Source organism: Blautia sp. An46 (genome assembly GCF_002161645.1).
GTDB classification, from domain to species: domain Bacteria; phylum Bacillota; class Clostridia; order Lachnospirales; family Lachnospiraceae; genus Blautia; species Blautia ornithocaccae.
Genome location: NZ_NFIF01000001.1, coordinates 121,336 through 143,824, shown reverse-complemented (window position 1 = coordinate 143,824; position 22,489 = coordinate 121,336). Strand labels below are relative to the sequence as shown.

Genomic DNA, 22,489 nt, shown 5'->3' with positions numbered 1-22,489 from the left:
AGGACAGAAAGTACGTCATTTGTCAGGCAGTTTGTCCGACTTGATCCACCGCTGTTTTGTCCTCTCGGTAGTATGTGGAAACATATCAATCAAGTAACTCATAACTCCATAAATTTTCTGGAAACCGCTCACAATTTTTTATTCCCTTGGTATTCGGTATAGCAAGCATAAGCAATCTTCTCGGTCTAGTCATTGCTACATAAGCCAAATGCATAAGTTCCTGGTCCAGAGCCCCCTCCATCAGTAATTTTGGAGTAATTGTACTCCCTGTACGGCTTTTTACATAAATTAACACAGCATCATAAGATTCTCCTTTTACTCCATGAATTGAAGAGCGGGTATACTTATCTTCTGCTTTTTTCTCAAAATATTTTCTTAGTGGTATTTGTTTAAAATTTGGTGTATTTTTATCACTCCGCTTTATCTTAAAAGTATCTTTCAAGTTTTTATCTGTTGATATTTCATAAGCATATTTGGCACATATTGCCTCAAAACCACTTGAAAAATTTTTTACCCATTCTCCAATTTCTATTTCAATATCAGGCATATCTATCAAAATATCTATTACATAATCCTTCCATGTATCTCCATTAGTATATTCTCTAATTTTCTGGTTCATCGCATATTCATCTATATCTTCATTGAAAATCATACTATATGATGCTTTTGACGCCTCTTGATAAGCTTTTTTTCTTGAACCACACTTCCATTCATATGCCGCTTTAGCAAATAATTCTATTTCTTTACTTTTCCATAAACTTATTATATCCGTATCAGAATATATCCTCCCTCTGGTTAAAACGGCAACGTTCTTAGGTAATATCTCTATCCCCATTTTGTTGCACCTATCAAGAAAGTAGTTAATAATTTCATCCTCTGAATTTTTCTTTGTCAGTAATAAAACCGGCCTTTCCTTTTCGTCTTTCCAAGCACCTATTGCATTATTGCTACCATTTCCACGCAAACTAGCAGAAAAAAATGAAGTAACATTACAGATATTCTGTGAACTTCTGAAATTCCCCGTAAGTTCTATAGTTTTCCAATTTGGATCTTCTAATTTCTGGAGCATACATTCCGGATTTGCATTTCTCCACTCATATATCGACTGATCTGGATCTCCCACTAAAAAAATTGATTTCATTCCCGATTCACTTAACAAGTCAAAAACTGCCATCTGATTTATCGATGTATCTTGAACTTCATCAATAATAATTATCGGAAATCTTTCTGCTATAGCAGATGCCACCTCCGGATATTTCTTTAATAGTTGATATGCGAATAACGCCGTTTCATTCTGAAAAACAATTCCCTTATCCGACAACATTTTTTTATATTGCTGGCATGGAAGCATCTTCGCTTTTCTTCTATCACAAATTACCTGTTCGTTTCCTTTATAAAATTTTTTATCCACTCCGTAATAAAATTGCTCTATATTGTCTACGCACCCATTTCTATGGCATTCTGACCGCCAATATTTGTATGGTATCTTCCAGTTATCAGACAATGCTATTCTTGGGCGCACCTTCCCAGCAGTATATAAATGGCCATAACGCAACACAATAAATTCATCAATAAAACTATCCACGGTTCCAATAAAATGGGGATATCCCAGTTTTCCTAAACTACCATGAATTGACTGTGCCTTTTCATATATCTCATTACTCGCTACATTTGTAAATGACAATACTGCAACACCACTGTGATAATCCTTCCAGTTATCCACATATAACAATAATTTATGCGCAACAGTATAAGTCTTCCCACTCCCTGGGCAAGCCTTTATAACTACCTTTCCCTCTGCATTCAAAAATTCTTGTTGTTCGTCAGTCATTTTCTTTACCATGCTATCGCTCCGTCACACTATAAATTGCATTTTTTAAATATTCTGGAATGACGAATTCTTTTTCAATTTGTTCTCCTTTTTTCTTTAGTTCATACTGATCACAAATAACTTGACTTATGTATTGTGCAACTGCTCCTTTACATTTATCTCTGGCTCTTATAAATAGCCATACACATGCTGCTTTTTCGCTTAATTGAGATAATAATCCAACCTTTGCTTCTAATTTGGGTCCCAAATCTGTATAACATTTTTTTAGTGCTTCTATCATATGATAAATATTTTCTTCACTACAACATAGTGCATACTCTAACGTTTTAAATGCTGTAAATACGTTTATCCCAGCACCAGAACATAGTGTTGTCAAATCATTACATCTTTCCGAAGGTTGTCCGTTTTGTAGGTTTGTGACAATTTCACTACTGATATCATCATAATCATAGTTTTTATCAATGTAGTCTTTTTCATTCTTTTTAGCGCATCTATCATCATCCGTAATAATAGATACCTTTGAAAAGCAGGTATTAACTTTATCAGATGATAAGAGATTAACAAATGGTGCAAATGCTACACTATCTACATTGACCAATTCTACTGCATACTTTTCAAAAGGTCTATCCAATGCCTTCGCCATTGCCGGAAGTAAAATTGCTTCGCTGATTCCTTCTACAAACAAAATTCCTCGTGCAAAAAACATCTGGGACTTTGTGACATCCAAGTATCTTTGTAAATATTTTTTATTTTCCTCTGTTAAGTTCGTTTGTGAGAAAGGCAAACAATATTTCTTATGCCCATACTCATACAGTAGATTAATATTTTCTATATCAATTTTAGAGGCCAATGTAGGAGAATGCGATGTATAAATAATCTGAATATTATTATCGTTCTTATTTGCATCTGATAGAAAATTATGCACCAATTCCTGTAATTGTGGATGTAGATGAGCCTCTGGTTCTTCAACTAACAAAAGATTTTGATAAACTCCGCCCTTTTCAATTGCCATATCACCGAGTACTGCTGACATAAATAACAAATTATTATATCCTAATCCATTTTGATACAGTTCAAAAGATTTATTCGCAACTTCACTAATTCTATCAGCTAATTCCTTGTCAATGTCAGTTTCACTGTCCAAAATAGAAATTTCAAAATAAATGCCCTCTGTGTCATCTTGTATTTTCTTCAAATCCGTATGTCTTTGAAAATATGCATATGCTTTTTCATAAACAGAATCAGCCTTGTTTATTAATATCCACTTAGGCTTAACCCAGGCACGTAAAGAAGATGCAATTGAATCGAATCTCGGTTCTACTAAACCAATATCAATCTGCTGATTTAAAAATTCCTGTTCAATTCTTGCAAGATTTTCATTTATTGTATTTCTCGTCTTTTTTAACTGCTCTTTTTCCAATAGATTATTATTAGCATCACTCAAAATTTGAACTAATTCCGCTCTAACATCTTCTCCTTGAACCAAATTTCTAAGTAATTGTGCCAATTTACTGTTTCTTGAAGGCTTCATCTCATTTTCCGAATCCCGTAATGCACCCAAGAATACCACATCGGTTGCCTCAAATGTATCTGAAGATAATGAATTTCCCTCTGTCCCAAATCCCCAATAAACTGACCGAACTTTTTCAGTACCACTAGGAGAGATATATTTTTCAAACCTGATATGGAAATCTCCTCCCGTACCGCTATCACTCTGTGGATTCCAAATTTCTATCATTCTACGAGGGACATCTTCCAAATACACATCAAATTGAGCATGGTTCGCCACTGTTCCATCTTCACTAACATGGAAATCCGACTTTGAAAAGAATATATCTTTTTTATATGTCACGGTTGAATAAACAATCCTTAGAGCATCTATTACAGAAGATTTACCAGAATTATTTTCTCCAATAATCGCATTTATTCCTTTATTAAAAATAAGTTCTATACCTGATTCGTCAAAAATTCTAAAATTTTTGACTATAAGTTTCTTTAGATACATATTGTTCTCCCTAATCATATTTCGAATAATTGATTGCATATTATTTAGTATACAATTGATGTTTCATTATATTTACAAATGATCAGCAAATTATATACCTCTATTTTTCTGATGCATATTTTATTTCCGAGCGGGTAATTTCTTTTATATTTATTAAAACCCATCTGGAATTGTCATTATTATAATCTTGTTTTGGAATATATCTTCCATTTTCCTTGACGTACCTTCTATATCCACTCAAACATATTGCTTGTTCTTTTTCTGGATCAGATTCCCGATATCTTAGGCTGCCTTCATACATAATATCTTTATCGTCTAAAAATACCTTCAGTACTATACCCTTTTTTTCTTTATCTCTGTATTGTATATAATCCCATACCGTATCCTCCAAAGTTGTATTAATTCCTATTTTATTCAATACCTTTTCTGCAAAATATGATCTACTAATCCAATGCCATATAACCGGTAGTAAAATGGAAAATATCAGTAAAATTACATAGTCTTTATTTGAAAATTGAGACACATCTGTTTTGAAAAAGAATTTATATAGTACTATATATACATAACTAATAACCACACTAATACCGAGCGTTGACTTATTTAATTTAGTTCCTCTGGCCTTGGCAAAATGATGAACCAGGATAGTAACAAAACCTGGATAAACATACACAAAATACTGTTCTAACAATTCAAGAACTCCTTTAACAACTTCCACCATAATAACTCCTTTCACTCATCTACAGGTGGCAATCCATCTTCAGTTGCGGGACTTGTAGCTCCTCCTCCAACTATACTTGCTTTTACAATAGTTCCTTTAACAACTTTTTTACCATCTGTAACTAATATTTTTGAATTAATCAAACTATTCGGTGTTTTAAAGGAAGAAGATATTTTTACTATCTCCCATCCTGAAGCCTTGCTTTTACCAATAATTCTATATGCACCAATTTTTCTCACACATCTCCCGTTTATTCTTTTTGGAATTCCAATCTCAACAACGGGGGCCGTACAAGTTATTGTATTCCCCTGTATTTCCGGAACTTGTATTTCTAAGTAACAGGTTTTTCTTTTGTTTATATATTTACTTGAACTCAGCTTCTTAGCTCTTACCTTGCCATAATATTTTTTCTTTTTTCTCTGTTGCATACCTGTTCTCCTTTAAACACTTTGTCTACACACATCATTTCAATTTTCCAGATATATCTTGTATCCATTTGTTAATGTAAAACTCTGCTCAAATTTGACCCCTAGTACATCTGCAATAACAATCATTTCCTCCACACTGACAGTCCCACGTTGTAACTTCTTATTAAAATTCTGTGGTGATTGCCCAATTTTCCGGGCAAGTTCTGATATACTGATATTCATTTTTTCACAAAGTTCCCGAATCATATCAGATGTTGTCATTTTCATGCCTCCATTTTTTCATTATAAACCATATGGTTGCTAAACACAATCTTATCATTCCTTTATTTTATATGTTTCCAAACAAAAAGACATCCTACAAGTCCGATTGAACTTATAGGATATCAACATACCTATTATTCCACATCCACCTTCGCCCCAGATTTGAATTCCACCTCAAACCGCTCATCGTAAACCGTGATCTTCTCTATCAGCCGCCGCACCAGCAGTTCATCATACTCCGTGACCTCGGCAGACTGCTGTTCCAGGAACTCCCGCATTTCCCTGATCCGCTGTTTCAATCCCTCCCGCTCGGCGCTCTCCACCAGTGCGTTCTGCTTCAATTCCCGCAGTCTGTCAATCTCATCCGCAACACTGTTATAATCCTTTTTCGAATTCGCCAGCTTCAGAAGTTCCTTTTGCAGTTCCAGCAGCTTGTTCTCAATCCCTTCCGATGAGGTTTCATCCTCCTGTCGGATCACTGCCTCCACGTTTTCCTGGAGAGTAGCCATCATGCTTTCTCTGTTGCCCAGCGTAAGGTTAATCGCCTGCACCACCGCCGCCTGCAGATCCGGCTCCTGAATGGTCGGTGCGTCACAGGCAGTTGGACCATGCTCCACACGGGTACAACACCGCCACACGGTGGAGTGCTTTCCACGGTTATTCCATGCAATCCGCCGGTAAATTTCGCCGCACTTTGAACAGTAGACAATACTGGATAAGGCATACTTGCTGCTGTAAACCCTCTTTTTCCGATTGGCTCCACTGTGGAGGTTCGCCCGCCGGATCATTTCCTCCTGCACCTGCATATAAAGGTCACATCCCGCACAGGCAAACCGGAAAGGTCATGAGAATATTTTTAAAAAATCTTTTTATGTCAGTAAATCTATCTGCAATAGCTTTTAAGAACCGTCCATTATTGAAATTTCTATAACATGGAAAAAGGTCAATCCACGCAAGGCAGATTGACCTATCCCGGCAAGTAACAGGCTGATGTTATCTTGCCTTGGCCTCATTATTTATAGATTCTTTGAGCTTTGAAAAACTCTCATCGCTGATAATGTGTTCAATCCGGCAGGCGTCGGCCTCTGCAGTTTTAGGGTCAACGCCTGCTGCGATAAGCTGCTCGGTAAAAAAGCAATGGCGCTCGTAGATTTTTTCGGCAACCTCGCGGCCTATATCGGTTAAATGGAGAAAGTGATCCTCGTCCATTGTGAGAAAACCGCCGTCCCGCAAGGTAGCCACTGCATGGCACACGCTGGGCTTTGACACCTCCATGTGCCGGGCCACATCTACGGAGCGTACCATACCGAGTTTCTTTTGGAGAACAAGGATGGTTTCCAGGTAGTCCTCCCCGGACGCATGAAGTTTCATTAGAACCTCCTTTACTGAGCCAGTTTCCAGCCTATGGCCTCCTGTCTGGCCGATACAAAGTCGGCATACAGGCCCTTCTGCTGGATTAGTTCTGCATGAGTACCGCGCTGGACGATATGGGTATTGTCTAACACAAGAATCTGATCGGCATTTCGAACAGTTTTCAGCCGGTGGGCAATCATGATGATGGTCTTGTCGTGGGTCAACGCCTCAATAGCCCGCTGCAATTCATCCTCATTCTCCGGGTCAACACTGCTTGTTGCCTCGTCCAAAATGATGATGGGCGCATTTTTCAGCATGGCGCGGGCGATGGAAATACGCTGTTTCTCGCCGCCGGACAAAGTGCCGCCGCCCTCGCCAATCACAGTGTCATAACCCTCCGGCAGAGCGGAAATAAAGTCATGGCAGCAAGCCTTTTTCGCCGCCTCAACCACCTGCTCATGGGTGGCGTTCGGGCAGCCAAACTTGATATTATTCTCAATCGTATCTGCAAAGAGATACACGCTCTGGAACACCATCGAGATATTCTTCATCAGGCTGTCCAGTTTGAAATCCCGTACATCCGTACCGCCTATGCTAATCTCCCCAGCGTTCACATCCCAAAAGCGGGCAATCAGATTACACATGGTTGTTTTGCCGGAGCCGGATGGCCCGACAATCGCTGTAGTCGTTTTTTCAGGAATAGATAAGCTCACATGGTCTAAAATCTTTCGAGTTGAATAGGAAAAATCCACATTATCAAAGACGATATTTGTATTCCTTGGCGTAATATCTGTACCCTTCTCGTCCATGACTGGCGTATTATCCACAGAATTTGCGGTATCAATCGAAGATGCCAGCATCTGCAACATCGTAATCTGACTACCAGCACTTTCGAGATTGTTGAACACAGTGAAGGAAAGGACAACAAAAAGGATGCCATACACAAAAGAAAATGCGTTGATCGTATAAAGATAAATGGACAGTATCAGTAAAATCGTGCTAAAAATCCGCACTATAAGCTGCTGCAGCGCAATGTAAGGAGCTACTGCATAAACCAGCTTCAAATTTCCCTTATTGCTATCCCGAATAGCAGCAGCAATGGATTGGGAACTATCCTTTTCAAAGCCAAAGGATTTTACCACACCCATGCCTTGGATGTATTCCAAAACAGCTTCTACTAATCCCCGCTGTGCGCTCTGCCTTTTTTCTGCTGTGGAAGTCGATTTTCGAGTAGCCGCTTCTGTCACCAGCAGGTAGCAGACAACCCCAACCAGAGCGACAAGTCCAAGCTGCCAATTAAAAAGAAGCAGGAACAGAATAAGAACAACGGAGTTGAAAAATCCGCCGATCATGTTGACCAATGCTACGGGTGCTGAACTTTCTACATCCCCTAATGTCGTGGTTACAATGCCGGTTATCGTGCCGATATTATTCTTGTTGAAGTAGCCCATCGGAATATAGCGGAGGCGATCACCAATCGAAATACGCTTATCAGCTACCATGCCATATCCTACTACCGTCTGCTCATTCATGGAAAAGAAGGATGAGAAAATCCGTCCGGCGATGGAAAGCATCATCATACCCAGCGCCAGCCATACAGAAGTAAGACTGTGGTTATCCGAAGCTAAAGCGTCTACAATGAAGTAGAGCGCGCCAAACTGAAATGACGCAAAAATACCGTTAAGAAAGGAAAAGAACAATGATTTTTTCAAAAGCCCTTTCCGATTGCCTGCAAATGCAAATATTTTCTTTAATGTGCCAAGCATGAAACCACCTCCTTACGCTTCATCTCTTGCACCAATGTGCGCCTGCCACATATCCTTGTAAAGCGGACAGTGGGCCAGTAATTGTTCATGGGTGCCTTGTGCTTCAATATTTCCTGCATTGACTACCACAATGTTATCTGCGCCTGTGATTGTAGAAAGCCTATGGGCAATTACAATCAGTGTCTTTCCGGCAGTTAATGCAGAAATTGCTTTCTGGACGATTGCTTCGTTCTCTGGATCAATGAAAGCTGTGGCCTCGTCTAAAATCACGCTGGGAGCGTCTTTCAGCATAGCGCGGGCAATAGCAATTCGCTGGCGCTCACCGCCGGAAAGCTGGGAACCGCTGCTGCCGACAATCGTTTCATATCCTTTATCCAGCCCACGAATAAAGCTGTCACAGCCGCTTCGGATTGCTGCTTTTTCAACTTCTTGATCAGATGCGCCAGGTTTTCCCATACGGATATTTTCACGGATACTGCGGTTAAACAGGTAGTTATCCTGGGATACATAGGAAATTTGTTCCGAAAGCTGTGACAACGGAACCTCTGTCAGCTCATGACCACCCAAAGTAATGCTGCCGCTGGTAACATCCCAATACCCGGCAATTAGTTTTGCTATCGTAGACTTGCCGGAACCGGAAGGCCCCACAAGGGCGGTCATCGTTCCGGGGCGGATGGAAAGATTTATGCCATGCAAAACTTCCTGCTGTTTATCATAAGAAAAAGATACATTCTTGAGTTCAATTTCCAAATCGTCAAACACAACAGGCTTATTGGAATGGTGAAGTTCTTCGGCATTTAAGATACTGTCGATTTCCTCTGTATTTTTTCCCAGCATAGCCAAAGAGCCGGTGAAAGAAAAAGCCTCCATGATTGGCCCTACAAGCCCAAGGGAAAAGATAACCGCCGCCATAAAGGTCACGGTTTCCAAACTGCCGGAAAGCCAAAGAGCCATACCGCCTGGAAGAACGCTTAAAAGTACGGATGGAATCACTGCATTATAAGAACACATGGTTTTCTGGCTGTTAGCCATCCATTTTATGTAGTAATCTGCATTGCCCCGGACAGCATCCGCATATTTCTCATAGGAACCTGCCGACTGGCTGAATGCTTTGACTACCTCAATACCGCCGATATACTCTACAACAGCGTCGGCCATTTTCTTGCTGGCGGCCATTGCACCTGCGCCTTCTGTGGCATAGTTCCGCATACCGATGGACATAATGACCAACCCGATAAACAGGGTTGCCAGGGAAAGGAGCGCCATCCGCCAATCCAAAACGAACAGGTACACAATGATAAACAGCGGCACCAACATATTTGAGGTCATTTCCGGCAGGAGATGGGCAAACGGCACTTCCATACCTTCTATCCGGTCAACAATAATGCTTTTATAGTGGCCGGATGGGGTGTCCAAAATCGTTCCCATTGGAACCTTTGCGAGTTTTTCCACAACACGCTCCCTCAGATCCCGCAGCGTACTATACGCCGCATTATGGGAAATTACTGTTGACAGGTTTGAAAAAAGCACCTTCCCGCAATATCCGGTCAAAGCCACAAGACATACAGGCAGATATGCAGAGAAGGCAGTCTCTCCTGCGAACATTTTAGAAATGACATTAACAACACAAAAATACGGTATCATCTGGCAGGCCACACCGAGAATTGCCAGGATAATACTGAAAACAAATTTGCCGTGATGAGCCTTCCCCCAGCTCCAAAGAGTGCCGAGGGGAGAACCCTTTTTCTGTTCTTTCACAACTTATCAACCTCCTTCTGAAATATTAGCCGACTTCCTGCGCCCGCCCCTCAGTGATTCGGATAATCTTATCACAGCATAAAGCAATCAGTTCCGGGTCATGGGTCGATACAAATATTGTCTTTCCTTCGGCCGCCAGTCTTTTCAAAAGTTCCGCTACCTCACGCATGTGGCGGTAATCCAGTCCAGATGTAGGCTCATCGAAAAGTAAAATCTGCGCCTGTGCTGCAATCGCAGATGCAATCGCTACCCGTTGCTTTTGTCCTCCTGACAAAGCCATTGGATGTTTTTCCTTGTATTCATCCAGATCAAGGCTTTCTAAAATTTTTTCGGCTGCCTTCTCATCAGGGTGTTCCATTGACAGAAGCACTTCGGAGAGAACACTGTTTGTAAATAGCTGATGGTTTACATCCTGCATAACCATATAGCAAATCTTTGTCATCTGCCGCCCATGATATGTTCTGCCTGAGACTTCAACAGTTCCTATACAGGTCTTTTCTAACCCGCATAAGCAGCGAAGAAAGGTTGATTTTCCAGAGCCGTTATCCCCAATCACTCCGACGATTTTCCCTTTTTCAATTTGAAGATGTGGTATCCGTAAATCGCAAATTTCTTCATCTTCTGGTGTCAGCTTTTTCTTTACAAAAAGATATTTTCGCGGTGTGTAGGTGAAATAGAAATCCGTAAGGCACAACAGTTCATCTCCGTCAATGCCTGTTTCCAGATTTCTCTGATCTGCGGGATTTTCATCGCCTGACTTTGAAACATTAGAGAATTGCCGGATATAGCGTTCCTCCAATGTAACAGGCCGAAGTTCATAGGATTTCAATTCCTTTTCTGTAAGCTGAGAAAATTCCTGCCTTGTCCATTTGTTGACGATACGGCCTTTTTCCATATAAACGGCCCGGTCAATAATATCTTTCAGATACCATAGGCGGTGTTCTGAAATGATGATCGTCTTGCCTTGAGATTTCCAAAGCTGCATAGCATCACGCAGATCGCGGATTGCCGCCCAATCCAAGTTTGAGGATGGCTCATCCAAAATGATGATGTCCGGTAAGAGAGCCGCCACCGATGCACAGGCAATCTTTTGTTTTTCACCGCCAGATAAGTCGAAAAGGCTGCGTCCCAAAAGATCATTTAGATTTAACTCCTGGACTACCTGCTTTTTTCTGGTTAAAATTTCCGGCTTTGGCAAGCCGATATTTTCAGGCCCAAAGACCACTTCGCCGTCTGTGTCTACGGAAAAGAATTGGCTGCGGGGATTTTGGAAAACAGACCCGACAATTCCGGCCAGATTATAAAGTTCCTGCTGCTTGATGTCTAATCCATTCACATAAACATCCCCGGTAAGCTCGCCCTTGAAAAAATGGGGGATAAGACCATTGATAAGCCTCGTCACAGTTGTTTTACCACAGCCTGATGCACCGCACAAAAGAATACATTCTCCGTCTGTAACAGACAGATTAAAATCACAAAGCCCCGCTTGGTCTAATCCTGAATAATGAAAGGTTACATTTTTTATCTCAATCATATCATCCCACTTCCACTCACACCGAAAGGTAAATATATAAAATTGACAACACTAAAGTTACTGCAATTACCACATAATCTTTGCTATGGAACCCAATCTCACAAACATTCGTCCTTTTTACCGGGGCTCCAAGACCTCTGGTGACTGCCGCCGCTGATAACTCGTCCCCGATACTGATACAGGAAAACAGCAGAGGAACTAAGCGATATTCAATCATTTTAGTTACCTTGCCGCCGCCAAAAGTAATTCCTCTCATACGCATAGCATCACGGATTGACCGGTATTCCTCTGACAATGTAGGAAAAAAGCGCATCATTACGGCAATAGAAATTGCAAGTCCTTGTGGCAGGCGCATACGGTTCATAGCAGCCATAAATTCACTGATTTTTGTTGTTGAAATGCAGTACCAGACCATAATCATCGTTGGTGCAAACTGCGTAATCATGTAGCATAGAAACAGTATCAACATGCCCGCTATGCCCCCGATGTTTTCCTGTGTAATCTCCATAAGCCATGTAGCCAAAATGAAAAGAACAGTAAATCTTGCGCCTACATGGGGTTTCCCTTCCAGGCAGACCAGAACCACAGGAATGTAGGTCATGATGGCCCGGACAATATAAGCCGGGCCATCCGTTACATCAATCATCACAACAACAGAAAACAAAATCAGCAAAAGCAGTTTTGTTCTTGGATCAAGATGGAAGCGGATATTGAGGCTTTTTCTATATCCATTTTCCATTTATACAATTCCCGCCTTTTCAAAGTTCTTCCGTACAACGGCCTTACCAATAAACGCACCGATTACTCCGCACACAAAGCAGAGCAGAATAATGACTGGATATGTAGCGGGAGTTACGAGCGTAAACAGGGTATCGGCAAAAGAGGCATCAAATCCGCCTTCAATCAGACTTTGCTTATAAGAGTCTGCCGTGAGGACGAGGGGGAGATAACTTGCGCTAACCCAAAGATTAAATACGCCGCAGCTGATAACGGTTTTTTTCCAGCTTTTATATTTCCCGGACTTGGCAATCAAATCTGCAATCACTCCTGCTGAAATACAAATAGGTGCGCCAAGAAAGCCCATACCAAAGATAAACAACAGGATTGCAACAATAACCGATGTTATTGTAAGCATCCCAAACTTCTCAATCCGCGCATAGTAGAGCATCATCGGAATACCAGTGACAATCGGGATGAGAACCGCATAGCCGGCGACGATAAACGGGGACAGAAATCCGAGATACATGATAACCATCTGCACAACCCACAGGATCGCAGTAAAGATACCAATGGTGATGAAATCTCTTGCCTTTAGTTTCTTTTCATTCATGAGAATGTCCTCCTAACCTTTTATTGTGGTTAGACTTCGCTAACCACAAAGAAGTATAACATACATGCTTTCTGTACTTCTATCCCTATATCAGCATTTTAGCCCCATATAGCAACGAGTTTTCAACTTGACAAGCAATCAAAACAAGACGATAATAATTGTGACGATTCCATACTGCAAGAATACTTTAGAAGAAAAGGGGCGGTGTAATGGGTGAAGTATTAAATCAAATGCTTGAAAACTATTTGGTTTCATCGAATGTGCAGTTGCAAAAAGGGCCAGATAGCTTGTCATTTACAATCAATTCGGCAGAGGGCATCAGTAAAACAACCCTTTTCAATATTCTGCCATACATGCACCTGATTTTCTTTGATATTCACGCTCGGTCTTTGCCGGGAGAAATCGCAGAAAATGCTGTGTATCACCCAATGCAATTTAATTATTGTGTAGGTGGCCGGATTGAGATGCTTTTGGATGATAATTCTTATATTTATCTCAAAGAAAAAGATTTTTGCATCAGTAGGCAGACCTCGCAAAGCGAATCTTATTTCCCTACGAAGTATTATCACGGTATCACCATGTATTTTGACCCTGATTTTTTCACAGAAGCCAACTCCAATATGGATAATCTTTTCAATTTGAACTTATCGCAACTGTCAGAAATCTATTTTGAAAAGAAGGATACATACATCGCAGAAGCCAGCAGCGAGATGGGTAAAATTCTTGAGCGGTTATGGCAGCTCTATGAAACACCATCTCCTTTCCACATGAAACTTTGTGTCTTAGAGTTGCTACATCTGCTATTAGATGCAAGAAATGTTGTCCAGGAAAAAACTCTCACCTTCTATACCAGCATACAAGTAGAAATTGCAAAAAAGGCAGAACAGATATTAACTGCTGATTTGAAACAGCATATTCCCATGAAGCAGATTGCACAGCAATTCGGCGTTAGTGAAACAAGCCTGAAAAACTATTTCCGTGGAGTGTATGGGAAAAATGTATCTGATTATCTGCGCGATTTGCGTATGAGCATAGCAGAAAAGTTATTGACCGAAACCAAATTGCCTATATCCGAAATCGCTTCACAAATTGGGTATACAAAACAGGGGAAGTTTGCCGAGGTATTCCGTCAACAATTTCAGATGAACCCGCTGGAATATCGGCGCTCAAAAAAATTAAAAAATATTTAGAGCAGGAGCCGAGAAATCTCTTTTGAGAAAATGTCTCGGTTCTTGCTATGTTCAAAACTATGTATAAATCAATTCTTGAAAAATAATTTCCTCCATCTGCGTTTTCAATGCATTGGCAAGCCTACCCCGCGCATGTGGTCACAGGCTTTCAGGTCTTCGGTGACGCCTGCCGCCTCCATCATACGGGGCGACATGGCGTCCATGCACTTTTATTGAGTAAGTGGTTAATCTTTTTCTCAAAAGCCTTGCTTTTCCGTCCGTGGTGTGTAAGCTGTGACTCACACGAGGCACAAGCCCAAGCACAAAAAGAAAGGTGGAAAATACAATGAAAACAGGAAAAATCACAGCGAAACTGAGGGACGCGGTTCCGGTTTGCCTTATGGTAAACGGCGAGGAAGTCAAGCGGTACAAAAACATCGAGCTGCCGGATATGCTCAAAGAGGTAGAAATGACCGACTTCCATTTCAACGTACACATGGACGGGAAGATTACCTTTGAAATCCATTATGAGGAAGGTGCACTGCCGGAGGTATTCCCGGAGGCTCGTACCAGAGTAAGCCGGGCGGCGAAGGCCGCAGCCAAAGCCGCCGCACAGGAAAGCACAGAGGTTATGGCCGTGGAGGCCGCCGAGCCGGAAATAGAGGCCGCGCCAAAAAAGCTCCGGCAGTAGATTCCGATAAGTCTGCAGCAGAATAAAACGAGAAGCCCTCGCTTCATCGGCGAGGCTTTTCTTGTTATAAAACTACTGAACTTGTGAATTACCAATTCAAATATCTTCTCAGCAAATCCTCTTGACTATTATTTTTGATCCTTCCAATCGCATATCGCAGCCATTCATCTGGCGTTGGAATATCTCCAGCACAGGGAATTTTTCTCCATTGCTCCCGTTTGACCGGATCTTTATCATTCCACCCCTTTTCAATTCTATCGGAAATTATTGCCCGCATTTCCTCAACCGAAATGTTTCTCTCTCTCGCCATTCTTTCAAAAATATGCTCCTGCATTATTCTACCTCCAGTCTTTTGTGAATAGCATTTCCATCATCTACAATAATACTATAACTGCATAAGCCCCTTTTAGGAAATATGTTGGCTACCGATTGTGACTATTATACCACCATTCTGGGACTTAGAATAGATACAGATAGGTAGGTGATGATATGGATACGCAGAAACGAATCAGAGAATTGATGGAAGAACGGAAATGGACAGACTACCGTCTGGCAAAGGAAGCAAACCTCTCCCATTCCACCGTTACAAATATGTTCAACAGAAATAACGCACCAACTCTGCCAACTTTGGAAGCAGTATGCCGTGCGTTTGGTATCACCTTGGCTCAGTTCTTTGCCGAAGGCGAAGAAGCTCAATTAACCGAAGAACAACAGAAGCTCTTTTCAAAATGGAGTACCCTGACCGACAGGCAGAAACAAATTCTTCTTGAACTGATGGATGCCATTTAAAGCACATCACTCCCACACCGGGAAAGATGTGCTTTTCTTTTTGCCTGCATCCATGCTGTCAACTCCACATACCATTTATCCAACCTGTCAACTCAACACCCCCAATATCAAAATCAACCACTCAACTCTCCGCCATTTTCCATAGTAGACCAGTTCCCCCTTACCCGTAAAATGAAAAAATCCGGGAACCGGAACCTGTCCTCTGACAAGCCCCGACTTCCGGAAACCCCTTATTTTCTACACTTTTTCACTATTCTATTCTTTGACTTTTGACATCAATACTACGCACTCCACATGTGTTGAGACTAATATAGGAACACACACCCTTTACCTCGTCACTTATATCGGAACACATTTTTTTCACTTTGTCTCCGATACTTGATGACTTCACGAATCTCTCTTTTGCGTTTCCAATTTCATTCTTAAATCCTGTTTTATATATGAAAGTAATCTTATAAGGATCTTTGTTTCCATCTTCATCTAGTCCGCCGACTATTACTTTTTCAACTATACTCTCAAATATTCCTCTGTCAAATTCTTCTAGCACTTCATTATGCGATAGTGCTTTTTTGAAATCTGAAAGCCTCCTTTGCAATGAACTCTTTTCATCCGACTGTTGCTGCAAATACTCTAGCTTTGCCCTTGTATTTGTTAGTTCAGTTTTCAGTTCTACATCCGTTTCCTCATAAATATCCTGTTCAATAATGCCTTTCAGATAATTATCAAGCAGCTTTTTTCTCTTTAAAGAAACCTTTTCAATGCTTTTCTCCAACTTATGTAACTGATCTCCAATCGAATTTTCTCCAAGTGCTTTCTCGGTTCGCTTCAAAAATTCTTCCAAAACATCTTTGTTATCATTACACAGCATCCTATAAGACTCAATAAATGCTTCTTCTATGACCTGCTCTGGAATACCTTTGCTATCCGGACAAAATCTCTTTCCTTCTTTTGTTGACTTAACGCACTGCCATATCGTCTTTTTATACTTAGAGCTACTGTGCCATCGCCTACGAGAAAGATTAGAGCCACAGAATCCGCATTCTACCATACAGCTAAACGCAAACTGCCGACTAAACTTTTCACGCTTTCCAGGAGTGACTCCACATTTCCTATTTCCGTTTCTACGTCTTCTCATCTCCTGCGCCCGTTCAAATTGTTCCTCTGTAATGATTGGTTCGTGATGATCATGTATATAATACCGATCTTCCTCCCCAAGATTTTCTAAGCGTCTTTTTGAAATCGGATCAACCGTAAAGGTTTTTCCAAGTAAAATATCTCCCTTATATTTTTCATTATTAATGATTCCCATAACGCTGGATGAAGTCCATGGATTTCCTCTGATTGTCAGATGCCCCTGCTCATTCAGTTCTCTGGCTATCATTGTGCTACCTGCCCCAGCCACATATCTATCAAAAATATACCGTACAACCACAGCACCTTCCTCATTGATTGAGATAGATTTTGTTTCCACATCATAATCATATCCCAAACAGCCTTGAAATCCTACCAATTCTCCCCGCTTCATTTTCATCTTCAAGCCCTTTTTCACATAAGCAGAAGTATTTTCAACTTCTTGCTGTGCTACAGAACTTAAAATAGTCATTAGAAATTCGCCGTCCTTTAATGTGTTAATCTTCTCAACCTCAAAATAAACAGCAATATTTCTCTCTTTCAACATACGAACATATTTCAATGTATCCAAAGTATTTCTGGCAAATCGTGGAAGGCTTTTAGCAATAATCATATCTATCTTGCCATCCATGCAATCCTGAATCAACCTCTGAAACTCGTCTCTCTTATCAACCTTTGTCCCAGTGATTGCCTTATCAGCATATATACCTGAAAATATCCATTCTTTATTATTCTTAATTAACTCTGTATAATGCGTAACCATTGAGTTATAACTTTTTATCTGATCTTCATCGTCCGTACTTACTCGGCAATAAGCCGCCACTCTCAACCGCCCAATCTTCCGTCTGGCAGAACCGTCAAATGGATCATGTGCTTTAATCAATTCAACTTCCATTTCTCCCTCCTTTTGTGTTCCTACCATAGTGTTGATTATATTATAATACAATACAGATATACCGTCAAGCCGTAATGTTGGACACGATACCATAATCTTTCATCAATCTTTTTTGTATTACATGGTACTCTGTTTCATTAATCAACTTCTTAGAAAGCAACTGCTTTAACATAGATAGCTGCATACTATATCTCAATAATTTTTTATTATCCATATATATCAGATACCCCTTTCAAAATAATACTCTCCTGCAGGCGGCTGTCGGGCACAGCCTCATTGGTATCACACCATCCTCTCGGACCGGAGCAGCTTGTCTCCGGAAGTCTCATTATCAGAAAGCAGTATCTTCGCACAAAGTCTCCGTCACTTTATCTGTGATCAGATATTTTTCGCTCGTACCTTTACTTCAATACCCAAACTGGCATTCCTTCGTTTTCAATGTCCGGCAACTTTACGCCACGATGTCGCAAAGTGCCGGACACAGGCAGTCATGGCGTATCCATCACACAGCTCCACTGTTTTCTGCGTCCTGCAGGAAAAATATGAAATTGTCAAGGTACACCTGCTCCGAAACAGCAAAAAACAGAAAGGGATATTTTCTGCCGCTTACTTCGAGCTAAATTTCAAATGCTAAAATCTTAGTGATTAACTTTGTCTCAAGCCGTCTCCGCAATGTCTCGTCTACACAGTAACGAACCTGTCTGTTCTCGTCATACATCTTTCTGGTAGACAATGCCGCTATGTAACCTTCATAGTGTTTCAGCACTGCATTGATCGCTTCAATATCTCCGTTTGAAGCCGCCCGGATCATCTGGAAAGAAGGCAGATCAAACGCTTCATTTTTTCTACTTTTCCTGCTCATTTTGATATTCCTCCATCATTTCTTTCATAAGTTCCAGCGAGCGTTTCCGATGCTCATGGACTGTGCTTCGCACAAGATTCATCATTCTGGCAATGTCTGCATCGCTCATATCCATGAAATAAGACAGCAGCACTACCTTCCGTTTGTTTTCAGAAAGCGACTGTATTGCCTCCGCAAGTAATATGTCTTTTACTTCAATGTCATATCCAAGTACCCGGAAGCACTTGTTTTCCACTGTATGCTTGTCTACGACAAAAATGCTGTCCAGTTCCTTCTGCGAAAGCTCCGAAAACAGCACTTCATGTTTCTGCCGATAAGCAATATGCCGATAATAATCAGCAGCCTCACCTTTTAGCGCCAGTTTGCATATCCGGTCAAACTGATTACGAATCGTCAGCTCATCATTGGAAGAAGATTTCCCCATAAGAGTTCACCTCCTTCCCCTTCCACCAGCACATGGATGAAGTTTCTATCTCCCTTTCATCCATAGTCCCGAATGGGTGATGCCCGATGTTCGGTTCGGGAAGAAAATTTTTCAAAAAATTTTCATATATATAAAATGCGCCCGGACAGGCTAACGAAGCCCATCGGACGCACTCTATAACTGATTCAATTATTACCCCTACTCTGATACAGGTTTTTACCATAGGTACAAGGGTGTTTGACAGAGCAGCAATAATTAAGATTTTTTTAGCTGTATATCTGATAAACGACATAACTGCCGCCCATATTTCTTCCTTAAAACCACTCTGCGCTCCAACAAAATCCCGGAAGAAAGCAAAAAAGAGTATTCAAATAACCCTTTCCGGAATTTTGTTTTTTTTATCCGAAAAAGGACTTGAATACTCTTTCTAGGTTTTAACCCCTATAAAATACCAAGCTCACACCCTTTTCACTTTTTAAATACAGGGTAATACACTATATTTATGGAGGTGAATAAACATGGATATTCCCAAGACACTCTTTGCAACAATGGTAAAAAATGCCCGGATGGATCGGCACTGGACACAGGAAGAACTTGCTGAAAAACTCGGTGTGTCTCCTACTTATCTCGGAGATTTAGAGCGCCACAAAGGTACTCCAAGCCTGCCATTGTTCTGTAAAGCCATGCGGTTATTGAATCTTTCCGCAGATGATTACGTTTATCCAAACGGAAACAGCGAGAATTCTACATATAAGCAGCTACTCCGTCTACTAACACACTGCAACGAACACCAGCTTCAGATTCTTCTGGCAACTGCCACTGCCATGCTGCAGCCTGATCTAAATGCCATTAACGATGTTAAGGAATAATTTTGGTCTAAATCTGATAAAACTCCGATATCCGCTGATATTTATTAATTGCTGACACAGAAAAGGCTCAATCCTTGTTATTGGAAAGAGCCTTTTTATCTGACTATTTTTTCATTTTTGAAAGCAGCATTTCTATGTCCGGATTGCTATTCAATACCCCCAAGCCACCTAACAACTGAATACAGTCCACATATCCTTGACAGTATGCCCGTTCTTCTTCCATAAATGCCAAGTGCTGCACAGCTTCTAAATAATTCTCTATTTGTTGTCTTTGCTCTGCATTTAGTTTTCCCATCTCTGTCTCAAAATTTGCTTTTTTTGCCTTTCTGATCTTTTCTGCTTCTTTCAGTTCCGGAAAGTGAAGATATGACTTTCTGCTCACATCTCCACATCGGAGATCATTTAAAAATGTGCTTATTTCACTCCATACTTCGTTTTCCATGTCGGTACTCCTTTCACTCTCGGCATTTGCTGCCATGCTGCTATATCTTTATTGTTGCCATTCTATAATAATTCAGCATATTTTTTCTAAAACTTCATCTTTAGAAGTATATTAGCATCCCAACTCGGTAAAATCAATTATAATACTTCAACTTTAGAAGTGAGGGATAGAATGAAGATATACTGGAACGGACAATCCAAAAATATTATTGGAAGTAGATTAAAAGAACTGCGTACTGCACAAGGCATTTCTCAAAAGACACTTGCCGCCCGATTACAGACAGAAGGGTTTGAATTTACAGATTTAACAATCCTAAGAATTGAACAAGGAAAACGCTTTGTGCCAGACTATGAAATTGTAGCTATTGCAAATTATTTTCATACATCAACAGACTACCTTTTAGGTGCTACTGACATAAAATAAGCGGCTCTGTCTTTTAGAATTGACAGCAGCCGCTTATTTTCTTTTTATTGCATTATTGAATTTATAGCCGATTCCCCACACTGTCAAAACATAAATTGGTTTTGACGGATCAGGTTCAATTTTCTTTCGTATTCTCCGAATCAGACTCATTACATTGTCCTCTGCCCTGTAATACGGCTCTTTCCACACCTGATTGTATATTTGCTCTTTAGAAAATACCTGTCCGGGATGTCGTGCCAGCAAGTATAAAATTTCAAATTCATAATTAGTTAGTTCAATACTTTCCCCGCCTGTCTCTACTATCCGATATTTTGAATCTATTACCAGATTATCATATTTTAAGTAGTTATCATTAGAGAAAGTATTTATAAGCCTTATGTATTTTCTTGATTTCAGAAACAAAAGTAGTTCATCAAGCGCCATTTCATCTTCATCATCAAATGTGGCTATTAAAACTTTCCCCACGGAATCTCACCTTCTCCTATATAAGCGTTTTTATAGCTGTAGTCTCTCTTTCTAATTGCCGCTGAAAGCTCAGCCTATAAACCTCCCCTTCAGCCGTAATTGAGTAATAAATTCTTACCTTTCCATTTACAATCTTGTTTTCCTTAACAAGCATTCCTCTCTTATTTAAAGATTTTAAAGAAGAATATATTCTGCCGGATGTTATTTCTATTCCTAGTATAGCGTCTTCCATATAACTGGACTATATGCGCAGGATAAATTTTCATTCTGCAAGGCGGAAAAAGGCGGCGTAGCGGTGGCTACGCCAACTGATGACAACGCAGCAGATGGAAATTTAGACAAGTATAGAGTCCGGTTAATTTGGAGACGCTATACTAGTGTTACTCTTGTTGCCAGCTCATATCCATATCTATCCTGTAAGGTCATTTGGTTTAGTAAAAGCAATTCCAGTAAAAATTTGTTTACGCTAAGTAAAATCATCATCGCACGACCACCGTCCCACTGTCACTTTTTATCCGCAAATCATATGCTCCTTCGCCGATTGTTCCCTGCTTGCATGCAACCGTATCCATTACATAAGAAGCGCCGTCCCACTGGACGTTTTTAATTTATATTTTTCACAAAACGAATACTCGCTTCCTGTACTTCCATTTTCCTGCCAATGCAGATATTCCTACTATCAAAACTGTGTATATAATTGAATCTCTTAAAACCATAATTCGCAGAGCTATACTTATTACAAGCAAGAAGCTGTACCAAAAAATTAATTGCCTCGATCTTTTTGCATAGAACCTACTATCGACTTTTGACAATGGATGTATCGGATTATCTACAGGAGAAAACAGAACAATTACACAAATGAAGCATAAATAAATAACAAACATACAATCCAACGAAATCACGTTGATTTTTCTTACTAGCATTGCAATATTCACGATTCCTACAAAAATCATACAGCATTTTATTTCTGTATCAGCATGATAACCGCCCGCATACGGGCGCAAAAAATATATTTCCAAAAAGGCCAAGATACTAAAACAAAATTCGTGCCACAAAACACCTGATATTGCAATTGCAAAAAAATTTAATAGTATCCAAAAAAGCTGATTTAAACCATATTGAATAATTTCCTTTTCGTTCTGATTTTCACATATTTGGTTTGATATTTTCCTGCTCCACTCACCTATCATTCAATTTTCTCCTACAGAATCTCTCTCTTTAATCATATTAGCGTCGGTGTACAAGGGGCAACACGCCTCAAACCGTGCAATTCCGGGCATTTGCTGCGTTATCTTCGCTCGGTGTACGTTCAGTACACCTCGTTCAGCTGCCTTGCAAATGACCG

Annotated in this window: 27 protein-coding genes; 5 read left to right on the top strand and 22 right to left on the bottom strand. The window is 40.4% G+C overall.

Annotated elements, in window-relative coordinates; all coding sequences use genetic code 11:
• Positions 1 to 85: 85 nt before the first annotated feature.
• The 12 genes from B5G00_RS00670 to B5G00_RS00615 all read right to left on the bottom strand — a co-directional run bounded on the left by B5G00_RS00670 (position 86) and on the right by B5G00_RS00615 (position 12,984).
• Entirely contained in the window at positions 86 to 1,843 is a 1,758-nt protein-coding gene (locus tag B5G00_RS00670) for an ATP-dependent helicase (RefSeq protein WP_087266961.1), read from the bottom strand.
• Position 1,844: 1 nt separating this feature from the next.
• The gene (locus tag B5G00_RS00665; RefSeq protein WP_162613465.1) at positions 1,845 to 3,836 is read right to left on the bottom strand and encodes an ATP-dependent nuclease; all 1,992 of its coding nucleotides are present in this window, start codon (positions 3,834 to 3,836) and stop codon (positions 1,845 to 1,847) included.
• 100 nt (positions 3,837 to 3,936) lie between these two features.
• The gene (locus tag B5G00_RS00660; protein ID WP_087266956.1) at positions 3,937 to 4,554 is read right to left on the bottom strand and encodes a hypothetical protein; all 618 of its coding nucleotides are present in this window, start codon (positions 4,552 to 4,554) and stop codon (positions 3,937 to 3,939) included.
• A gap of 11 nt (positions 4,555 to 4,565) precedes the next feature.
• Positions 4,566 to 4,982 (bottom strand): hypothetical protein, encoded by a 417-nt coding sequence (locus B5G00_RS00655; RefSeq protein WP_087266954.1) that lies wholly within the window; start codon positions 4,980 to 4,982, stop codon positions 4,566 to 4,568.
• 39 nt (positions 4,983 to 5,021) lie between these two features.
• Positions 5,022 to 5,243: a helix-turn-helix domain-containing protein gene (locus B5G00_RS00650; protein WP_087266950.1), complete on the bottom strand. Its 222-nt coding sequence runs from the start codon at positions 5,241 to 5,243 to the stop codon at positions 5,022 to 5,024.
• 134 nt (positions 5,244 to 5,377) lie between these two features.
• On the bottom strand, positions 5,378 to 6,049 hold the full coding sequence (locus B5G00_RS00645) for a zinc ribbon domain-containing protein (protein ID WP_087266946.1): 672 nt from the start codon (positions 6,047 to 6,049) through the stop codon (positions 5,378 to 5,380).
• A gap of 187 nt (positions 6,050 to 6,236) precedes the next feature.
• Entirely contained in the window at positions 6,237 to 6,614 is a 378-nt protein-coding gene (locus B5G00_RS00640) for a metal-dependent transcriptional regulator (protein WP_087266941.1), read from the bottom strand.
• Positions 6,615 to 6,625: 11 nt separating this feature from the next.
• On the bottom strand, positions 6,626 to 8,362 hold the full coding sequence (locus B5G00_RS00635) for an ABC transporter ATP-binding protein (protein ID WP_087266938.1): 1,737 nt from the start codon (positions 8,360 to 8,362) through the stop codon (positions 6,626 to 6,628).
• Positions 8,363 to 8,374: 12 nt separating this feature from the next.
• Positions 8,375 to 10,120: an ABC transporter ATP-binding protein gene (locus tag B5G00_RS00630; protein ID WP_087266936.1), complete on the bottom strand. Its 1,746-nt coding sequence runs from the start codon at positions 10,118 to 10,120 to the stop codon at positions 8,375 to 8,377.
• Between the two features lie 25 nt (positions 10,121 to 10,145).
• Entirely contained in the window at positions 10,146 to 11,654 is a 1,509-nt protein-coding gene (locus B5G00_RS00625) for an ABC transporter ATP-binding protein (protein ID WP_087266934.1), read from the bottom strand.
• A gap of 16 nt (positions 11,655 to 11,670) precedes the next feature.
• Positions 11,671 to 12,393 (bottom strand): energy-coupling factor transporter transmembrane component T, encoded by a 723-nt coding sequence (locus B5G00_RS00620; protein ID WP_087266932.1) that lies wholly within the window; start codon positions 12,391 to 12,393, stop codon positions 11,671 to 11,673.
• Entirely contained in the window at positions 12,394 to 12,984 is a 591-nt protein-coding gene (locus B5G00_RS00615; RefSeq protein ID WP_087266930.1) for an MptD family putative ECF transporter S component, read from the bottom strand.
• A 209-nt stretch (positions 12,985 to 13,193) separates the two neighbouring features.
• On the opposite strand from B5G00_RS00615, the gene B5G00_RS00610 reads away from it, so the two are divergent.
• Positions 13,194 to 14,174, top strand: a complete 981-nt coding sequence (locus B5G00_RS00610; protein ID WP_087266925.1) for a helix-turn-helix domain-containing protein — start codon at positions 13,194 to 13,196, stop codon at positions 14,172 to 14,174.
• Between the two features lie 325 nt (positions 14,175 to 14,499).
• A complete protein-coding gene (locus B5G00_RS00600; protein ID WP_087266923.1) occupies positions 14,500 to 14,844 on the top strand; it encodes a hypothetical protein in 345 nt (114 codons plus the stop codon).
• Positions 14,845 to 14,932: 88 nt separating this feature from the next.
• Here B5G00_RS00600 and B5G00_RS00595 read toward each other — a convergent pair whose 3' ends face one another.
• Positions 14,933 to 15,178: a hypothetical protein gene (locus tag B5G00_RS00595; protein WP_087266920.1), complete on the bottom strand. Its 246-nt coding sequence runs from the start codon at positions 15,176 to 15,178 to the stop codon at positions 14,933 to 14,935.
• A 155-nt stretch (positions 15,179 to 15,333) separates the two neighbouring features.
• Between B5G00_RS00595 and B5G00_RS00590 the strand changes: the two genes are divergently transcribed.
• Complete coding sequence (locus B5G00_RS00590; protein WP_206423763.1) at positions 15,334 to 15,633, top strand: helix-turn-helix domain-containing protein; 300 nt, start codon at positions 15,334 to 15,336, stop codon at positions 15,631 to 15,633.
• 250 nt (positions 15,634 to 15,883) lie between these two features.
• Here B5G00_RS00590 and B5G00_RS00585 read toward each other — a convergent pair whose 3' ends face one another.
• From B5G00_RS00585 to B5G00_RS00565, 5 genes are all read right to left on the bottom strand, one after another.
• Positions 15,884 to 17,659, bottom strand: coding sequence for a recombinase family protein (locus tag B5G00_RS00585; RefSeq protein ID WP_087266917.1), 1,776 nt, complete (start codon positions 17,657 to 17,659; stop codon positions 15,884 to 15,886).
• A 64-nt stretch (positions 17,660 to 17,723) separates the two neighbouring features.
• The gene (locus tag B5G00_RS19180) at positions 17,724 to 17,873 is read right to left on the bottom strand and encodes an SHOCT domain-containing protein (protein WP_087266914.1); all 150 of its coding nucleotides are present in this window, start codon (positions 17,871 to 17,873) and stop codon (positions 17,724 to 17,726) included.
• 402 nt (positions 17,874 to 18,275) lie between these two features.
• A complete protein-coding gene (locus B5G00_RS00575; RefSeq protein WP_087266911.1) occupies positions 18,276 to 18,521 on the bottom strand; it encodes a helix-turn-helix domain-containing protein in 246 nt (81 codons plus the stop codon).
• Positions 18,505 to 18,945, bottom strand: coding sequence for a sigma-70 family RNA polymerase sigma factor (locus B5G00_RS00570; RefSeq protein ID WP_087266908.1), 441 nt, complete (start codon positions 18,943 to 18,945; stop codon positions 18,505 to 18,507). The genes B5G00_RS00575 and B5G00_RS00570 overlap by 17 nt, the downstream gene beginning before the upstream one ends.
• Positions 18,923 to 19,237, bottom strand: a complete 315-nt coding sequence (locus tag B5G00_RS00565) for a hypothetical protein (protein WP_087266906.1) — start codon at positions 19,235 to 19,237, stop codon at positions 18,923 to 18,925. Before B5G00_RS00565 ends, B5G00_RS00570 begins: the two co-directional genes overlap by 23 nt.
• 226 nt (positions 19,238 to 19,463) lie before the next feature.
• On the opposite strand from B5G00_RS00565, the gene B5G00_RS00560 reads away from it, so the two are divergent.
• Complete coding sequence (locus B5G00_RS00560) at positions 19,464 to 19,814, top strand: helix-turn-helix domain-containing protein (protein ID WP_087266903.1); 351 nt, start codon at positions 19,464 to 19,466, stop codon at positions 19,812 to 19,814.
• A 103-nt stretch (positions 19,815 to 19,917) separates the two neighbouring features.
• Here B5G00_RS00560 and B5G00_RS00555 read toward each other — a convergent pair whose 3' ends face one another.
• On the bottom strand, positions 19,918 to 20,256 hold the full coding sequence (locus B5G00_RS00555) for a hypothetical protein (protein WP_087266900.1): 339 nt from the start codon (positions 20,254 to 20,256) through the stop codon (positions 19,918 to 19,920).
• A 171-nt stretch (positions 20,257 to 20,427) separates the two neighbouring features.
• Here B5G00_RS00555 and B5G00_RS00550 point away from each other — a divergent pair, with 171 nt between their 5' ends.
• Positions 20,428 to 20,679, top strand: coding sequence for a helix-turn-helix domain-containing protein (locus B5G00_RS00550; RefSeq protein WP_087266898.1), 252 nt, complete (start codon positions 20,428 to 20,430; stop codon positions 20,677 to 20,679).
• Positions 20,680 to 20,712: 33 nt separating this feature from the next.
• Here B5G00_RS00550 and B5G00_RS00545 read toward each other — a convergent pair whose 3' ends face one another.
• From B5G00_RS00545 to B5G00_RS00535, 3 genes are all read right to left on the bottom strand, one after another.
• Positions 20,713 to 21,144 carry a winged helix-turn-helix domain-containing protein gene (locus tag B5G00_RS00545; RefSeq protein WP_087266895.1) on the bottom strand — a complete coding sequence of 144 codons (432 nt, stop codon included), beginning with the start codon at positions 21,142 to 21,144 and terminating at the stop codon, positions 20,713 to 20,715.
• A 16-nt stretch (positions 21,145 to 21,160) separates the two neighbouring features.
• Positions 21,161 to 21,376 (bottom strand): helix-turn-helix transcriptional regulator, encoded by a 216-nt coding sequence (locus tag B5G00_RS19910; protein WP_070090351.1) that lies wholly within the window; start codon positions 21,374 to 21,376, stop codon positions 21,161 to 21,163.
• Between the two features lie 385 nt (positions 21,377 to 21,761).
• Positions 21,762 to 22,334: an accessory gene regulator B family protein gene (locus tag B5G00_RS00535; RefSeq protein ID WP_087266893.1), complete on the bottom strand. Its 573-nt coding sequence runs from the start codon at positions 22,332 to 22,334 to the stop codon at positions 21,762 to 21,764.
• Positions 22,335 to 22,489 lie beyond the last annotated feature (155 nt).